At 73.7% G+C, this 16,545-nt stretch carries 13 protein-coding genes; 5 read left to right on the top strand and 8 right to left on the bottom strand.

Translation table 11 applies throughout. The features are described from left to right. Nucleotides 1–13: 13 nt before the first annotated feature. The gene (locus ABDB74_RS10535) at nucleotides 14–787 is read left to right on the top strand and encodes a formate/nitrite transporter family protein (RefSeq protein ID WP_346618383.1); all 774 of its coding nucleotides are present in this window, start codon (nucleotides 14–16) and stop codon (nucleotides 785–787) included. 6 nt (nucleotides 788–793) lie between these two features. Here ABDB74_RS10535 and ABDB74_RS10530 read toward each other — a convergent pair whose 3' ends face one another. Together ABDB74_RS10530 and ABDB74_RS10525 are read right to left on the bottom strand one after the other, a co-directional pair. Continuing rightward, nucleotides 794–1,615: an alpha/beta fold hydrolase gene (locus ABDB74_RS10530; protein WP_346618381.1), complete on the bottom strand. Its 822-nt coding sequence runs from the start codon at nucleotides 1,613–1,615 to the stop codon at nucleotides 794–796. Between the two features lie 78 nt (nucleotides 1,616–1,693). Beyond that, nucleotides 1,694–3,208 carry an NAD(P)/FAD-dependent oxidoreductase gene (locus tag ABDB74_RS10525; RefSeq protein ID WP_346618379.1) on the bottom strand — a complete coding sequence of 505 codons (1,515 nt, stop codon included), beginning with the start codon at nucleotides 3,206–3,208 and terminating at the stop codon, nucleotides 1,694–1,696. Nucleotides 3,209–3,477: 269 nt separating this feature from the next. On the opposite strand from ABDB74_RS10525, the gene ABDB74_RS10520 reads away from it, so the two are divergent. Further along, the gene (locus tag ABDB74_RS10520) at nucleotides 3,478–5,055 is read left to right on the top strand and encodes a phospholipase D-like domain-containing protein (RefSeq protein WP_346623871.1); all 1,578 of its coding nucleotides are present in this window, start codon (nucleotides 3,478–3,480) and stop codon (nucleotides 5,053–5,055) included. An 84-nt stretch (nucleotides 5,056–5,139) separates the two neighbouring features. On the opposite strand, the gene ABDB74_RS10515 is transcribed toward ABDB74_RS10520, so the two are convergent. Continuing rightward, a complete protein-coding gene (locus ABDB74_RS10515) occupies nucleotides 5,140–5,985 on the bottom strand; it encodes an SDR family oxidoreductase (protein WP_346618378.1) in 846 nt (281 codons plus the stop codon). A 37-nt stretch (nucleotides 5,986–6,022) separates the two neighbouring features. Here ABDB74_RS10515 and ABDB74_RS10510 point away from each other — a divergent pair, with 37 nt between their 5' ends. Next, nucleotides 6,023–6,652, top strand: a complete 630-nt coding sequence (locus ABDB74_RS10510; protein WP_346618377.1) for a class I SAM-dependent methyltransferase — start codon at nucleotides 6,023–6,025, stop codon at nucleotides 6,650–6,652. 125 nt (nucleotides 6,653–6,777) lie between these two features. On the opposite strand, the gene ABDB74_RS10505 is transcribed toward ABDB74_RS10510, so the two are convergent. Together ABDB74_RS10505 and ABDB74_RS10500 are read right to left on the bottom strand one after the other, a co-directional pair. Continuing rightward, nucleotides 6,778–9,003, bottom strand: a complete 2,226-nt coding sequence (locus ABDB74_RS10505; protein ID WP_346618376.1) for a diguanylate cyclase domain-containing protein — start codon at nucleotides 9,001–9,003, stop codon at nucleotides 6,778–6,780. Nucleotides 9,004–9,249: 246 nt separating this feature from the next. Further along, nucleotides 9,250–10,107: a helix-turn-helix transcriptional regulator gene (locus ABDB74_RS10500; RefSeq protein ID WP_346618375.1), complete on the bottom strand. Its 858-nt coding sequence runs from the start codon at nucleotides 10,105–10,107 to the stop codon at nucleotides 9,250–9,252. A gap of 101 nt (nucleotides 10,108–10,208) precedes the next feature. Here ABDB74_RS10500 and ABDB74_RS10495 point away from each other — a divergent pair, with 101 nt between their 5' ends. Both ABDB74_RS10495 and ABDB74_RS10490 read left to right on the top strand, forming a co-directional pair. After that, nucleotides 10,209–10,931 carry an Atu4866 domain-containing protein gene (locus ABDB74_RS10495; RefSeq protein ID WP_346618374.1) on the top strand — a complete coding sequence of 241 codons (723 nt, stop codon included), beginning with the start codon at nucleotides 10,209–10,211 and terminating at the stop codon, nucleotides 10,929–10,931. A gap of 28 nt (nucleotides 10,932–10,959) precedes the next feature. After that, nucleotides 10,960–12,315, top strand: coding sequence for an amidohydrolase family protein (locus ABDB74_RS10490; protein WP_346618373.1), 1,356 nt, complete (start codon nucleotides 10,960–10,962; stop codon nucleotides 12,313–12,315). Between the two features lie 122 nt (nucleotides 12,316–12,437). Here ABDB74_RS10490 and ABDB74_RS10485 read toward each other — a convergent pair whose 3' ends face one another. From ABDB74_RS10485 to ABDB74_RS10475, 3 genes are all read right to left on the bottom strand, one after another. Continuing rightward, nucleotides 12,438–13,157 carry a hypothetical protein gene (locus tag ABDB74_RS10485; RefSeq protein WP_346618372.1) on the bottom strand — a complete coding sequence of 240 codons (720 nt, stop codon included), beginning with the start codon at nucleotides 13,155–13,157 and terminating at the stop codon, nucleotides 12,438–12,440. Nucleotides 13,158–13,280: 123 nt separating this feature from the next. After that, entirely contained in the window at nucleotides 13,281–15,245 is a 1,965-nt protein-coding gene (locus ABDB74_RS10480) for a sodium:proton antiporter (protein ID WP_346618371.1), read from the bottom strand. 239 nt (nucleotides 15,246–15,484) lie between these two features. Further along, nucleotides 15,485–16,501: a transcriptional regulator gene (locus ABDB74_RS10475; protein ID WP_346618370.1), complete on the bottom strand. Its 1,017-nt coding sequence runs from the start codon at nucleotides 16,499–16,501 to the stop codon at nucleotides 15,485–15,487. Between the last annotated feature and the right edge of the window lie 44 nt (nucleotides 16,502–16,545).

Here is a 16,545-nt window from a genome sequence, read left to right as displayed (position 1 = left end):
GGTATAGAGAGGCATGCCCGTCGCCGCCGACCCGGACGAGATCTACGAGCGCGCCAAACAGGAGGGCGACCGCCGGCTCTCCATGTCACCGCTCGAGAAGATCTCCACGGCGTTCATCGCCGGGGTCACGATCGTCTTCGGCGTCGTGGCGCTCGGGGTCGTCGAGGGGCTCCTGGAACCGGACGTCGGCCCGGGGGTCGCCTCGGTCGGGGGCGCGCTGGCGTTCGCCCTGGGCGTGGTGTTCCTCATCGTAGGTCGCTCCGAGCTCTTCACGGAGGACTTCTTCGACCCGGTGGCGGCGGCGATCGAGGAGAAGGGCCGGGGGCCCTGGCTCCGGCTGGGCCGGCTCTGGGTGGTGACGCTGGTCCTGAACCTCGTGGGCGGCGGGATCCTGGTGGGGCTCATGACGGTGCCGGGGGCGCTGCCGTCCGGCGCCGCCGATGCCCTGGTCTCGGTGGCCGAGGACATCGCCGCCAAGGGCTGGGCGGCCACGTTCGTCCGGGCGATCTTCGCCGGGGCGCTGATCACGCTGCTGTCCTACATGGTCCGGGCGTGCGACAGCGTGACGGCGCGGATCCTCGTCGCGCTCTCCGTCGGCTTCCTGCTGGCGCTGGGACCGTTCGACCACGTCGTCGTGTCGGCGTTGCACCTGCTGTTCGGGATCTGGCTCTCGGACGGGGTGGCCTACGCGGACCTGTGGACGAACATCGGGCTGGCCACGGCGGGCAACATGATCGGCGGGCTCCTGCTGATCACGTTGACGCACACGGCCCAGGTGCGAGGCTGAGGGCGGTCAGCTCGATGCACGCAGGGCGTTCCCGCCCAGGAAGCCGGTCACGATCCCCACCAGGTCCTCCGGGCGCTCGATGTGCACGCCGTGGCTCGACCCCGGACCGGTCATCAGCTCGAACTGCGCGCCCGGGACGGCGTCGGCGACCTTCTTCGCCTGCCAGGGCGGCGTCAGCAGGTCCTGCTCGCCGACGACCACCAGGGTGGGGGCGGCGATGTCGCCCAGGCGGTCCTGGGTGTCGTGCGCCAGGTCCGCGTCCCACTGCTCGACCGTGACCTGCATCTGCTCCTCGGTCTGCGGGAACGCCGGCAGCATCGGCTCCAGCATCTTCTCGAAGTCCGGGTTGTCGAGCAGCTGCGGGGAGAAGGCCAGGCCGGCGGCTGCGAGTGCCGCCTCCATGTCCCTCGTCGCGTAGGGGTGCCGCAACGCGGAGAGGACGGAACGCTGGAAACCGTCGCAGCGCGCCCAGCTGGCGTACATGACCGCGGTGGCGACCTGCTCCGGGTGCGCGAGGGCCAGCTCCTGGAGGATGGCGGAGCCGAGCGACCAGCCCATGACGTGGGCCCGCGGGATGTCCAGCGCCTCCAGCAGGGCCGAGGCGTCCTCGGCCAGGGATGCCACGGAGATCTCGCCCTCGCCCCGTTCGCTCCCGCCGAGCCCGCGGTTGTCGTACGCGATCACCCGGTAGTGCTCGGCCAGCCGCGGGATCAGCTCACCCCACAGGGGTATCGACCCGGACGTCCCCATGATGAGCAGCAGCGGATCCCCCTCGCCGCTGACCTCGTAGTTCAGCGTGACTCCGGTTCGGACGGCCGTCTGCGGCATGGGAACTTCCTCCTGAGCGGTGACGGGGCCCGCCGGGCACGACGCCCGGCGGCGAGGTCTGGGCAGGGCGCGACGGCGTCACCGGTAGACGAGCGAGCCGTCGTCGAGGCCGGCCTTCGGCAGGATCTCCGCCTCCGCCGCGTGCTCCAGCATGTGCGTCCACGGCTCGCGGTCGCCCTGCTTGAACAGCACGTGCTGGGAGCGCATGACGTAGCCGGCGTTGAAGTTCTCCGGGTCCGACCACGGTCGTAGCTGCATGCCGGCGTCCTCGTCGCGCAGCGTGGGGACGACCATGGTCGCGTCCTTGAGCTCCATCGTCTCCATCAACCGGATGACGAGGTCGCTGACGAGATCCACGCGCAGCGTCCAGCTGTGCCTGAAGTAGCCGAACATGTACGCCATGTTCGGCACGCCGCTGATCATGATGCCGCGCCACGTGACCCGTTCGGTGAAGTCCACCGCCTCGCCGTCCACGGTGAAGGCGACGTCGCCCAGGACCGACAGGTCGAACCCCGTCGCGGTGACGACGACGTCGGCCTCGAGCTCCTCGCCGGAGCCGACCCGGATGCCCTTCTCGGTGAAGGTCTCGATGGTGTCGGTGACGATCGAGGCCTTCCCTTCGCGGAGGGCCGCGAAGAGGTCACCCTCCGGGACGATCGCGATGCGCTGCTGCCACGGCCGGTAGCGGGGGGTGAAGTGCTTGTCGATGTCGAAGCCCTCGGGGAGCAACGGCTTCATCGACTCCATGAGGAAGGTGTGCAGCTCGTCCGGCGCCTCGTGCGCCAGCCGGGCCAGCTCGTTGAACTCGGCGGAGTAGGCGCGGCGGAGGATCTCGTGGGTCCAGTCCTCCGGGATGTCCAGCTGCCGCAGCGTCACCGCGAGCTCGTGCGTGAGCGGCGGCGCGAGGAAGTAGGACGGGGAGCGCTGCAGCATGGTCACGTGCGCGGCCTGCTGGGCGACGGCGGGGATCAGCGTCGCGGCGGTGGAGCCGGAGCCGATGACGACGACGCGCTTCCCGGTGAGGTCGAGGTCGTCGGGCCACTGCTGCGGGTGCACGACCACGCCCTCGAAGCGATCCATGCCCTCCCACTCGGGCTGGTAGGGCTTGGTGTGGTTGTAGTAGCCCTGGCACATCCACAGGAAGCCGGTGGTGAACCGCAGCTCCTGCCCGGTGTCGAGCCGGGTGACCTCCACCGTCCACCGCCGGTCCTCGCTCGACCAGGTCGCTGCGGTCACCTTGTGCAGGTAGCGGATGTGCTGCGCCAGGTCGTCCTCGGCGATGACCTCGTCCAGGTAGTTGAGGATCTCCTCGCCCGCCGCGATGGAGGGACCGCGCCAGGGCTTGAAGCGGTAACCGTAGGTGAACAGGTCGCTGTCGGAGCGCACCCCCGGGTACCGGTGGGTCCACCACGTGCCGCCGCGGTTGTCCTGGGCGTCCAGGAGCACGAAGGACCTCTCCGGGAAGCGTTCGCGCAGGTGGTGCGCGGCGCCGATGCCCGACACCCCGGCCCCGACGACGAGGACGTCGACGTGCTCGGGGTGGGACGGGTCGCTGCCCTGCTCCGGGACGGTCCGCTGCTCGGTCGTGGTCATGGTCGACCTCCACTCATCCCTGTGGTCCAGGTCACAAACGGTACCCACGTCGTCGGCGTGTGCGCCGCGCGCCGGCGAAAAGTTCGCGTTCGGATGCGGCCATTCGCTCCCTCCGGCGCCTGCGGCGTACCGGCACCGCGATCGCGCGGAGGAGGCCGCGCTCGAGAGGGCCCGCCGGTCCGGGGCGCGACACGCGCACGGCTGCGGCCGCGGCTGCAGGAGAGCCGGTCGTTGGCTCCGCCCGCGACGGCGGGCACACTGCCGATGTGATGGACGGTGCCGAGACCACGTCGGAACCCGATACCGATCCCGGTACCGGGTCGCCCGCGCCGGCCCACGCTCCCGGCGTCGGCGGGCCGGAGCAGGGTGCGCCGCTGCTGATCCCCGGCGAGACGTGCTGGCGGATCGAGCGGGCCACCCGCTTCGCGATCTTCGTCGACGCGGCCGGCTACTTCGCCACCCTGAAGCGTGCCGTGATGCAGGCCCAGCGGCGGGTGCTGTTCATCGGCTGGGACTTCGACCCGCGGATCCGGCTCGATCCGCTGGACGGCAGCCGGCCGAAGGACGACCGGCTCGGCGCCGTCCTCGAGCAGGCGGTGGAGCAGAACCCGCAGCTGGAGATCGGCGTCCTGCAGTGGGATCTGGGCATGCTCCGCGCGCTCGGCCGCGGTCTCGAACCGATCGTGCTGCTCGACCGGCGCACTCCCGACCGGCTCACCCTGGCCATCGACACCCACCACCCCGTCGGCGGGGCGCACCACCAGAAGATCGTCGTCATCGACGACTGCCTGACCTTCGCCGGCGGCATCGACGTCACCGCCGACCGCTGGGACACCTCCGAGCACGCCGACGGCAACCCGCACCGGCGCCGTCCGGCGACCGGACGCGCACGGGGCCGGCTGACCGGCCCGTGGCACGACGCGACCAGCATCATGAGCGGGCCCGCCGCTCGTGCCGTCGCCGAGCTGGCGCGCGAGCGGTGGGAGAGCGGCACCGGAGAGCGGCTGGAGCCCGTCCTCGACGCGCGGGAGTGCTGGCCCGAGGACGTCGAGCCGCTGCTCACCGACGTCGACGTCGCGATCTCCCGCACCCGGCCCGAGCACGGCGGCGCCCCCCTGGTGCACGAGATCGAGCTGCTGTGGCTGGCCGCGATCGCCGCCGCCCGCCGCTCGATCTACGTGGAGAGCCAGTACTTCGCCAGCCGCCGGATCGCCGAGGCCATCGCCGAGCGGCTGCGCGAGCCCGACGGCCCCGACGTGGTCGTGGTGAACCCGTGGACCGCCGACGGCTGGCTCTCGGAGAAGGCGATGGGCACCGCGCGCGCCCGGGTCCTGGAGATCGTGCGCGCGGCCGACGCGCACGACCGGTTCCGGCTCTACACACCGGTGACCGAGCAGCGCGCGCACATCTACGTGCACGCCAAGGTGACCGTGATCGACGACCGCCTGATCCGGATCGGCTCCAGCAACGTGAACAACCGCTCGATGGGCCTGGACACCGAGTGCGACCTGGCGATCGAGGCGGTGGAGGGGCGGCCGGGCGCCGATCGGCTCGCCGCGACCATCGTCGGCTTCCGGAACGGCCTGCTCGCCGAGCACCTCGGCTGCACCCCGGACGACGTCGCCGCCGCGATCGCCGACACCGGCTCGTTGGTGCAGGCGATCGAGCGGCTGCGCCGGCCCACCGGCCGCTCGCTGGTGCCGTTCGAACCGCCCGAGCTCGGTCCGGGCGAACGGGTGCTCGCCGAGTCCGAGGTGATGGACCCGGAGAAGACGCCGAACCGGTGGCGCCGGGTCGAGCGGTTCTTCGCCCGGCGCCGGCGGCCGCGGAACCGGGTGCGCACCTGACTCCACGGCCGGCGCCGTCCCGGCGCTCCTGCGACTGCCGGCCCGGTCCCGCCACCCGGTGCGTCGTTCACCCCGCCCGGGCTGTCATGCGCCGCGCTCGGCCACCGCTCGGTCGGTGATCCGCTGGATGCGGTGCGCCTGCCGGGACAGGGTCATGTCGAGGATCCGGTCGACGGGCGGGACCTCGCCGAGGCGCGCCAGGCCCATCCACCGGGGCACCGACACCGTCCGGGACCAGTAGGAGGTGAGGCTGCGCGCGACCTGCTCGGCCACCCGCTCCGGCCGGATGCCGCGCGAGAGCCGCCCTTCGGCGTCCTCGTCGGACACCGGGGCCGCCCCTCGGCCACGGACCAGCCATTCGGTCGACACCGGGCCGGGCGTGATCGAGTGGACCCGGACGCCGCGAGCCGTGACCTCCCGCCGGAGCCCCTTGACGAAGCCGTGCGCGCCGGCCTTGGTGGCCGAGTAGACGGTCAGCGGCGGCACCTGCGCCAGCGCGGCGGAGGAGGCCGTGACGAGGATGTCGGCGCGCCCCCGTTCCGCGGCCGCCGCCAGCAGGTGCGGGAGGGCGAGACGCGCGAGGTCGACCACCCCGGTCAGGTTGGTGGTGATCATCGCCTCGACGGCGTCCTGCGGCGTCTCCTCGACGAGCCCGGCGTAGCCGATCGCCGCGTTCAGGACGACGGCGTCCAGGCGCCCGTGCTCCGCGACCACCCGTTCGACCAGCGCCACCCGGTCGGTGGCGGAGGAGACGTCGGCCGGCACTCCGGTCACGCGGTCGACGCCGGCCAGCGCCTCGGCCAGCCGGCCCCCGTCGCGGGCGCACGCCACCACGCGCGCCCCGTCCGCGGCCAGGCGGTGGACGACGGTGCGACCGATACCGGTGCTTCCGCCGGTGACCAGGACGACGCGCTCCTGCAGGTCTGTCATCGCCCCGTTTTGCCCAGGGCACGAGGGGCACAACCGCATGGTGCGCGACAGGCCCAACGTCCCGTCCACCTACGTCGATGCCACCCGCCTGTGGGTCGACTCCCGGCTCCGCGCGTTCGTGCAGCGGCGGGGGGAGGCGGCCGTCCTGCGGCGCCTCGGCGGCGAGGTACCCGGCGGCGTCGTCCTCGAGCTGGGCACCGGCCGGCGGGGCACCGGCCTGCGGCTCGCGCTCGAGGTCTTCGGTGCCGGTCGCGCCGAGGGGATCGACCGGTATCCCGCGAGCGTGGCTGCGTGCCGGGCGGCGACCGGCGACCTCGGCGGCCGGGTCGACGTGCGGGAGGGCGACGCCACCGCGGTTCCCGCGGCGGCGGGGTCCTACGACGCGGTCTTCGCCTACCACGTGCTGCACCACGCCGAGGCCTGGCGGGACGTGGTCCGCGAGGCGGCGCGGGTGCTGCGGCCGGGCGGCCGGTTCTTCTCCTGCGAGATGACCGCGCGGTTCGTCGACAGCCGCCCCCTGCGGGCGGTCGCCTTCCACCCCGCCGACGCCGACCGGCCCACCCCGGACGGGCTGGCCGACGCCTGCCGGGAGGCGGGGCTGACCGTCGTCGCGCAGGAGACCCGGCTCGCCGGCTGCTGGACGGCGCTCGTCGCGACCAGGTCCTGACGCCTGCCGTCCCGTCCCTCGCGGTGCTGACGGCGGCGGTGGCCGGCGCCGTCCGCCGCATCGCCGCATCGCCGCTGGGAGTCAGCCCCAGCGGCGGACACCTGTTCCGGTCGGGACGCCGCTGCTCAGCTCCTGGTCTTGTGCCGGTACATGGCGGCGTCGGCACGGGCGATCAGCTCCGCCGCGTCGTCGGCGTCGCGGGGGAACAGCGCGGCGCCGGAACTGGCGCTGAGGTGGACGGTGGCGTCGGCCAGGGTGAGGGGGTGGTCGAGGGCGGCGTGGAGGTGCTCCCGGACCAGGCGGAGCGTCTCCTCGGCCGACGGCTCCCGTTCCGGGCGTCCGGGCGACTCTCCCGTCGGCGGGAGCCCGGCGAGCACCACGAGGAACTCGTCGCCGCCGAGTCGCCCGAGCAGGTCACCGGCGCGGACGGCCGAGCGGAGGCGACCGGCGGCCCAGGTCAGCACCGAGTCCCCGGCCGCGTGGCCGAACCGGTCGTTGATGTCCTTGAACTCGTCCAGGTCCAGCATGAGCACGCCCACGCTGGTGCCGCTCCGCCGCGCGCGTCGCAGTTCCAGGCGGAGGTGGTCGAGGACGTGGGCCCGGTTGGGCAGCGCGGTGAGCTCGTCGTGATGGGCGAGGTACGTCGTCCGCAGTTCGCGTTCGACCCGGCTGGTGACGTCGACCTGGTTGCCGATGTAGTGGGTGACGTCGCCGATCGCGTTCGTGACCGGGCTGATGTGGAGCTCGTTCCAGAAGGCCGACCCGTCACGCCGGTAGTTGAGCAGGACGGTGTGGACGTCCCGTCCGGCGAGGAGCCGACGGCGGATCGGCTGCACCTGGCTCGGGTCGGTGGCCCGGCCCTGCAGGAACCGGCAGTTGCGGCCGAGCACCTCGTGCTCGGCGTATCCCGTCAATCGCAGGAACGCCGCATTGGCGTAGACCACCGGGAGATCCGGCAGGGTGGCGTCCGCGATGACGATGCCGTTGCTGGCCGTCGCGATGGCCCGCAGCAGGAGATCCGGCAGCTCACCGGGGGGCACGCGCACGGCGTCCGGGGTCGGCGCCTCGCCCCCGGCCGGCGACGGCGCCGCCGTGCCGGACGTGGGGCGCACCTTCTCCAGCAGCAGTCCCGCAGCGTCGAGGACCCGCTCCCGGTCGTAGGTCAGCACGTAGTCCAGCCGGCGCGCCGGCCCGCCGGCGGGACCGGTGGAGTCGCCGGGGGCGTCGCCGTACCCGGCCGGCACGTCGCGGGCGGCGAGCGCGGCGGCGAAGTGCGGGCTCACGACGGTGACCACCCACTGGTCGGTGAGGGGATCGTCGGCGTCGAGGGCCGTGCCGTGGACCCCGGGGGCGGGTTCGTCGGGCATCCCGGCGCCGGTGACGGCGGTCAGCGCGGCCAGACCGGCGAGCGACTCGTACCGGCGGCGGGTCGACGGGGTCATCGCCTCCGCGTTCTGGAAGTTCGCCAGCACCACCGTCTCCTCGTCGAGGACCAGCGCCTGCCGCTCCACCTGGCGAGTGATCGAGGCGACCAGCGGCAGGGTGGCGCGCTGCGCGGCAGAGCCGGCGCTGAGCACGTCGTACGGCGTGCGGGGAGCTGCGCCCGCACGCGTGCGACGGTCGGGCGGCGGGGGGACGGGGAAGGCGCGCATGCCTGCGGTCGCCAGCGGCCCGGGCCGTCCGAACATCCAGCCCTGGCCCAGTCGAGCCCCCATGGCCAGCGCGCGTTCGAGGTGCTGCTCGCTCTCGATCCCCTCGGCGAGGAGGACCGCACCGGAACGCTCGGCCTCCGCCCGGACCGCGTTGACCACCGCGGCGGCTCGCAGGGTCGTGTGCCCGCGGACCAGGGCGAGGTCGAGCTTGATCACGTCCGGCCGCAGGAACGACATCAGCGCGAGCCCCTTGGACTCCGCCCCGGCGTCGTCGAGAGCCACGCCCCAGCCCAGCTCGCGGACGGCCCGGACACCACGGACCAGGTCGGCGGCGCGATCGAGGAGGTCACGTTCGGTGACTTCCACGACCACCTGGACGTCGTCGCCGACCAGGTCCGCGAGCGCCCGCAGGCGCCGCGGGCTCAGCGCCGACAACGTGGCCGGTTCGATGTTGACGAAGAGGGTGAGCGCGCCGGCGCGCCGCCCGGCACCGCGCAGGGCGGCACGGAGACACGCCTCGTCGAGCTCGACCAGCGTCCCCGACCCCCGGGCAGCGGCGAAGAGCGCTCCCGCCGACTCCCGTGGCCCCGGCTCCCCCCGGGACAGCGCCTCCACGGCGACGGGCGTCCCGTCCCGGAGGTCGACGATCGGTTGGTACAGCGTCCGGAGCGTCCACCGGGGGGAGTCGGGTGACGTCACGTCCTGCACCTTCCCACGCACTCAGCGGCCGGGCGCGATTCCGGCGACGGACGCACCAGCACGGTGCCGGCGGAGCCGTGGGCGCGGCCGGACCTCCGGCAGGCGTGGGAGTCCGACGAGCCGGTCCGCCCCGGGAACGTCGTCGGACGTCCCGATCGGCGCCCGGATGGGCTGCATCCCCTGTGCCGATCGCACGAGGCGAGGAGGGGAGACAGTGGCTCGGTCCTCCATCGGGCGGATTCCGGATCACCCAGGATGCGGGCGCTGGACGTCGAGGGACTCCCGGCGTCCCGTCGCCGCCAGGGCGCCCAGCAGCCGAAGGGCACCGGCGCTGGTACTGCCGGGTTCGGCACCGTAGACGACGAGCTGCTGGCCGGGCGCGGCGCGCACCTCGAAGGTGTGGTGGGTGAGCGTCAGGAGACCGACGCCACGGTGGTCGAACGTCTTGGCCTCCTGCGTCTTGCCGCGGACGTCGTTGCGCGGCCACCGCGAACGGAACTCCGCGCTGCCGCGGGTCAGCTCGCCGACGAGCGCGTGCAGGCCGGGATCGTGCTGATCACAACCGAGGGCGTGCCGCAGGTTCGCCACGCAGGCATCCGCCGCCCGCGACCAGTCGGCGAAGAACGTCCGGCCGGCCGGGTCCAGGAAGGTCATCCGGGCGATGTTGTCCGCCGTCGCGAAGTCGGCGTAGAGCTGCTCGGCCAGGGAGTTCAGCGCGAGGACGTCGAGGACGCGGTCGATGACCATCGCGGGGGTGTCCGGCCAGGAATCCAGCAGTACCCGGAGGTGCGGGTCGACTGTCGCCGGTGCTGGGGCGACCGGCCCCCCCGTCGGCACACCGGCCAGGCGGAACAGGTGGTCGCAGGCCTCCCGGTCCAGGCGCAGCGCCTGGGACAACCCGCGCAGCACCGCCGCTGACGGGTGCCGCTCCCGCCCCTGCTCCAGCCGGGTGTAGTAGTCGACGCTCACCCCCGCGAGAAGCGCGACCTCCTCGCGGCGCAACCCCTCGACCCGGCGGACACCCGAGGAGACCAGCCCGACGTCAGCGGGGCGGAGTCGCGCTCGCCGGGCGACGAGGAAGGCTGCGAGGTCACCGGATGTCACGGGGAAGAGGCTAGGAGCCGGGCCGGAGCCCAGCCAGGGTGTGCCACACCCAGGGGAAGAACGGCCTGGATGCCCCCCGCGGCCGCCTGCACGGTTGCCGCATGACCACGAAGCACATGCTGGACGAGCACCTCCTGCAGACCATCCTCGCGAATCAGGAGGACGGTCACCGCCCGTTGCTGTTCGCGCACGCCACGGTGCGCACGATGGATCCGCTCATCGGCGACCTGCCCGATTCCGACGTGCTGCTCGTCGGCAGCGAGATCGTGGGTGTGGGCCCGGGCCTGCACACCGCCGCGGAGGACGACCGCGCCCTGGTCGTCGACTGCTCAGGGCTCACGATCGCACCGGCGGTCATCGACACCGTGGGGATGGCCGGGCTGCGGGTCCGCCGGGACCGGGTCGGCACCCTCACCCCCGGCAACCCGGCCACCTTCGGCGTGGTCGACTCCGCCGGCCCCGGGCCGGTGGAGCTGCTGGTGTGGCATGCCGCCGATGCAGTGGCGATCGTCGCCGACGGCGTGGTGCAGCAGTGGAACCGCCGCCCGCTCAGCGCGCCGGCGGACGCGGCCGGCCCGACGGCCACCCCGGTCGTCAGCCCGTACCTGGGCACCTGGGTCGACGAGACCGGCTTCGTGCACCAGGCGCTGACCGCCGACGGCCGGTACGACGAGACCCGCGGCGGTCGCCCGCACGCCTACCAGGGCTCGTTCTGGCTCGACGCGGACCGCATCGTCTACCGCGACGACCTCGGCTTCTGGGCCTACGGGCAGTTCCGCGACGGCGTGCTCCACCACGCCGGCTACGTCTTCCACCGCCGCTGACCCACCTGGACGGACAGGAATCCTCACCATGCTCCCGCTCATCCCGCCCTCCGGCGAGCCCACCACCTCGACCCTGTTCACCGGCGGCGCCGTCGTCTCCATGGACCCCACGATCGGCGACCTGCCCCGCGGCGACGTGCTCGTCCGCGGCACCGAGATCGTCGCTCTCGGCACCGACCTCCGGGACGCCGCGCAGGCGCAGGGCGCCGTGATCGTCGACGTCACCGGCTGCATCCTCAGCCCCGGGTTCGTCGACACCCATCGGCACGCCTGGGAGACCCAGTTCCGGCGCAGCATCCCCGACGTCACCGACCTCGGCGCGTACGTGATGTCCACGCTGGCCGACCTCGCCCCCCGCTACACCCCCCACGACATGTACGTCGGCACCCGGCTCGCCGCGCTGTCCGCCCTCGACGCCGGCATCACCACCATGCTCGACTTCTCCCACAACTCCCGAAGCTGCGCGCACAGCGATGCTGCCCTGGACGCCCTCGTCGACACCGGCATCCGGGGCGTGCACGCGGCCATGGGCCCGCACTTCGGCGACTGGGACCGCCAGTGGCCCGCGGATCTGGTCCGGCTGCACGACCGGGCGGGCGGACTGGTCAGCGTCCGGCTGGCCGCACTGGCCACCGACGAGATAGCCGGGCCGGCACTGGCCTACGGGCCCGAGCTGGCCGCCCTCGCCCGGGACCTCGGGGTGTGGACGAGCATCGACGCGGTGTTCGGCACGGCATCGTCGGAGGCGGTGCTGCGTTGGGCGCGGCAGGGCATCCTCGACCCCACGCTCACGCTGATCCACTGCACCGGGCTGACCGGGCAGGCCTGGGCGGCGATGGCGGACGCCGGGGTGTCGGTCAGCCTCGCTCCCACGTCCGACGCGCAGATCGGTCTCGAGACCGCCGTGCCGGCCATCGACGAGGCGCTCGCGGTCGGGATCCGCCCCGGTCTCAGCATCGACGTAGAGGTGGCCCTGGCCAGCGACATGTTCACCCAGATGCGCACGCTCCACGCGATCCAGCGGATGCGCGCGGTCAACGGTGCCTACGGCACCGACGCCCTCCCATCACGGATCTCCACCCGCGACGTGCTCGACCTCGCCACCGTGCAGGGGGCATGCGCGAACGGACTCGGCCACATCACCGGCTCCCTCACCCCCGGCAGGCAGGCGGATCTGATCGTCGTGCGCGCCGAGGACGTGAACACCATGCCGCTGAACGATGCGGTCGGAACGGTCGTCCTCGGCGCGGACGCCCGCAACATCGATGCGGTCCTGGTGGCCGGCCGAGCGCGCAAGTGGAACGGTGCCCTGGTCGACGTCGACGTGGACGCCCTGCGCACGGAGGTGACCCTGTCCAGAGACGCCATCCTCGCCCGGGGGTGACGTGCGCGAACGCTTGCCATGCCACGGTCACCGGGGACCGTGGTGTCGTCGGTGCCGATCCCGTGCGCGTCGTCAGTCGCCGGCGTCGGCGTCGGCGTCGGAAACGCTGCCCGGCTACCGGCTCATCCCTGAGTGGGCTCCCGGACCGAGTGCTCCGGCGATGGCGAGGGGGGCGGCGGCAGCGGGGGGACGACCGGAGGGGCGATGAGCTCCTGGTAGGCGGTGGTGTGGGCGCGCAGGGCGGTGACCGCATCCGCGACGTCGGTGGTCAGGCGCCCTGCCCCTGCCACCTCTTCGGCCTTCAGCACCGCGTCGCAGACGTCGGCGAGCACGTCGAGGTACGCCCGCGCCTCCGTCTCCAGGTCGGCGTGGTCGGTGGCACTGGGAGCCAGCGCCCGCAGGCGCAGCCGCTGCTCGAGCCGGCTGCCCTCGGCCTCCAGCGCCGGCAGCAGGCCGGGGACGTCGCCGAGGTGGGCGCCGGCGGCCTGCGCGGTTCCGATCTGGCGGCGCAGGTGACCACGCGCGCGGGCGATCTCCAGCTGCAGCTCCGCCGCGGAGCGCCGCTGCCCCGGCGGCAGGCGGAGGGCAGCGACGGCAGTGGCGCCCTGCATGCCGAGCTCCCGGCCGCGCGCGGTGAGCTCGCGGCCACGGGCGACCAGCGCGCTGCGCCGGACCCGCCTGACGACCAGCCACCCGGCGAGCACGGCGATCAGCAGGAACACGACCAGCACGCCGCCGAGGACGGCGAGCACGGACGGGTCCACCGCGAGGAGCCAGGACAGTTCCTCGGCGGCCCGCACGTCCAGGGTGCCGGCGGAGCCGGTCGGCAGCGGGGTGTCCATCGGAGCTCCTGTCTCGGGCAGTGTGCGTTCCTGCGGGCAACGATCACCCCATGCCCCGTGGTTCCCCGGGCCGGCACCGGCCGCGGCGGAGCGCACGGGCACGGGCACGGGCACGGGGGAGCGTCAGCGGGGGTGGTCCGCCCGTGCCGTCCCGGTCGACTTCAGGACCTGCTCGGGCAGCAGCCCCGTCTCCACCAGCTCGGCGAGCTCCCGGCTGGAGGCCGCCGTGGCGAGGCTGTGGACCTGCCGGACGCGGAGGTCATGGGCGTCCTTCCCGGACCGGGTGTCCAGCTCGTCCAACTCCGCGATGGCCCGCTGCTCCCACTCGGCGAAGGTGCGGCGTGCGTGGTCGACGGTCTCCTGCCGGATGGCCGGCAGGTCGTCGAAGATCTCGAGCGCGTCCGCCGTGCGTCGTGCCGCCAACCGGCGGGCGGTCGCCTCGGCGTAGGCCAGCTCGCCGGGATCGTCCCCTGCCGGTTCGGGGAGCAGCCCGGCCAGCCACCGGCTGACCTCCTCCAGGCGGCCGGACGGAGCCCGGCGGGTCGCCCCCAGCCGGTGGCTCGAGGCGTGCAGCGAGAAGTCGTCGATCTCGTCGTCCACCTCGTGCAGCAGGGTGCGGGTCACGGCAGGGGGGAGGAGCCCCTCGTCGCTGAGCTCCTGGTAGGTGCGGCGTTCGACGTGCAGCCCGCGGCCGACCACGATGCGGTACTCCTCGTCCTCGTCCACGTCCAGGGCCGCCATCTCCTGCTGCGCCTCTCGCGCGCTGCTCTCCAGCTCGGCGCCGGTCCGCGGATCGGGGGTCAGGCCGAGGTCGTCCATCTCCTGCCGGGCGGCCTCGATGGCCGAGACGCGGGCGATCGCCACGAGGTAGCGGTCGGCGCGGCTGGGCCGGTCGAGGCCCAGCCGGGACACCAGCCGGCGGATGGTCGTGGCGTTGAGCAGCAGCGTGGCAAGGACGACCCCGCCCGTCAGGGCGACGAGGAGGTCGCGCTCGGCCAGCTCCTCGGGCAGGGCCAGGGCCAGCGCCAGCGCGACGCCGCCGCGCAGCCCACCCCAGACCAGCACGGCCTCGTTGCGCCGGCCCAGCCGCGGGATGTGGGCCAGCCGCTCGAGCAGCCAGACCAGCGGCACCACGGCCAGTGCGCGCGCGACCAGGACGACGACGACGGCCAGCGTGATGGGGCCGAGGTGGTCGAGCAGTTGCGCGGGGCCGATGACCAGGCCGATGAGGAGGAACAGCAGCGCGTTGGCGACGTAGTCCAGCGCATCCCACATCTGCTCCCACATCTCGCGCACCTCGGCAGATGCGCGGCTGGGCGCGAGGCCGGCCAGCACCATCCCGGCGGCCGCGGTGGCCATGACCCCGGAGAACCCGAGAACGGCGTCGGCGAGGACGAAGGAGCCGTAGGCCGTCGCCAGCGACAACCCGGCGGCCGGCAGCCGACCGAGCCAGGGCAGCACCGCGGAGGCGGCCAGGCCGAGGACGATACCGATCACCGCCCCGCCGCCGAATACGGTGACGAAACCGACGACACCGGCGGCGACGCTCACCGAGCCCCCCGTCGCCGCCTCGACCAGGATCGCGAAGAGCACGATCGCGACGCCGTCGTTGAGCAGGCTCTCTCCCTCCACCAGGGTCAGGAGCCGGCGTGGGACGCCGACCTCCCGGAACACCGCGACCACCGCGACCGGGTCGGTGGCCGAGATCAGCGCGCCGAACAGGAAGGCCACCGCCAGAGCCGTGCCGAGCACCCAGTGCAGGGTCAGCCCCACCACCACCGCGGACACCAGGAAGGCGACGGTCGCCAGGGCCACGATGGCGCCGAGGTTCCGGACGAAGGCGCGCAGGTCGATGCCCAGAGCGGCCGCGAACACCAGCACCGGCAGGAAGAGGAAGACCACCACCTCCTCGAAGGCCTCACCCTCGAGCCGGCCCATCTCGGGCGTGAGGCCCACGGCGGCGGCGAGGAAGCCGACCACCACGAGGACGACGCTCAGCGGCGCCCCGATCCGCCGGGCCACCAGACCCAGCAGCACGGCCAGCGTGAGCAGGGCGGACATCTCCAGCAGCAGTGTCGAGAGCTCCACCGACGCTCCTCGGTCTCATGGACAGGTGCGGCAGGTCACCGGTTACCGTCCCACCGCGCCGCCACGGCGGCATCACCGTCCGCCGCGACCGCGGTCCGTCGCCGGCGCTGCCATCCACGCGTCGTCGAGCCGGGTGGTCGGCTCGACGGGCAGCCCCTGCGCGTCGCATCCCACGCGCGACCCGGCGATCGAGGGGCGGCAGGGTGCCCAGCCGACACCTGTGCGGGTGCCCGGGTGACTCAGGCGGTACGACGTCCACGGGTGCGTCGCTCCCGCACGCCCGGGTCGGCGTCGACCGGGGGCGCGATCGCGTCCGCACACCGCTGCGACTGCCGGTGCAGGGCGGCGGTGAGCTCCGGAGGGCCTTCGAGAACGGTGAAGTCGGTGTCGACCGAGGTGAGCATCCAGACCAGGGCGGCGGGGTCGTCGGCGCCCACGGTGAACAGGCAACTGCCGGCGTCGACGGCCTCGACCACTCCCATGCCGGGCCAGACGCGGTCGGAGACCGCCTCCGCCGCTTCGTGCAGCCGCACCGTCGCCCGGTACGGCCAGGTCCGGGCCGACAGCTGGCAGGACAACCAGGCGACGACGTCGCCCCCCGGCGGCTCCCGCGGTGCGAAGCGCGGGCCGTTCGGCGGACGGGGGGTGATCCGGTCGGCGCGGAAACTGCGCCAGTCGTGGCGGTCCGGGTCCCAGGCGACCAGATACCAGTTCCGGCCGAAGCTGACGAGGCGGTGTGGCTCGACGGTCCGGACCGTCTGCCCGCTGCGCGGGCTGCTGTAGTGGAACCGCAGCTGCTCGCGGCGGCGGCACGCGTCCGCGATCGCCACGAGCGTCTCGGCGGGCACCTGCGGACCAGGGGCCACGCCGGCCCGGACGGTGGCCTCCTGCAGCGACCGCGCCTGGTGGCGCAGCCGGGCCGGCAACACCTGCTCGAGCTTCTGCAGGGCCCGCACCGCGGTCTCCTCGACCCCGACGACCGAGCTCGCGGTGGCGGTCCGGAGCGCGAGGACGACGGCGACGGCTTCGTCGTCGTCCAGGAGGAGCGGCGGCAGGGCCGCCCCCGCGCCGAGCCGGTACCCGGCCGTGCCCTGGACGGCGTGTACCGGGTAGCCGAGCTCGCGCAGTCGCTCGACGTCCCGCCGGACGGTGCGCATGCTGACGCCGAGCCGCTCGGCGAGGTCGGCACCGGACCACTCGCGGTGGGCCTGCAGGAGCGACAGGAGCCGCAGCAGCCGGGCGGAGGTCTCGAGCACGCCGCCGAGGATGCCACCTGCTTGGGAGCAGCCCTGTCCTAAGC

It is taken from the genome of Blastococcus sp. HT6-4 (assembly GCF_039679125.1).
In the GTDB taxonomy this organism is placed as follows: domain Bacteria; phylum Actinomycetota; class Actinomycetes; order Mycobacteriales; family Geodermatophilaceae; genus Blastococcus; species Blastococcus montanus.
This window is presented reverse-complemented; position numbering and strand designations above follow the sequence as displayed.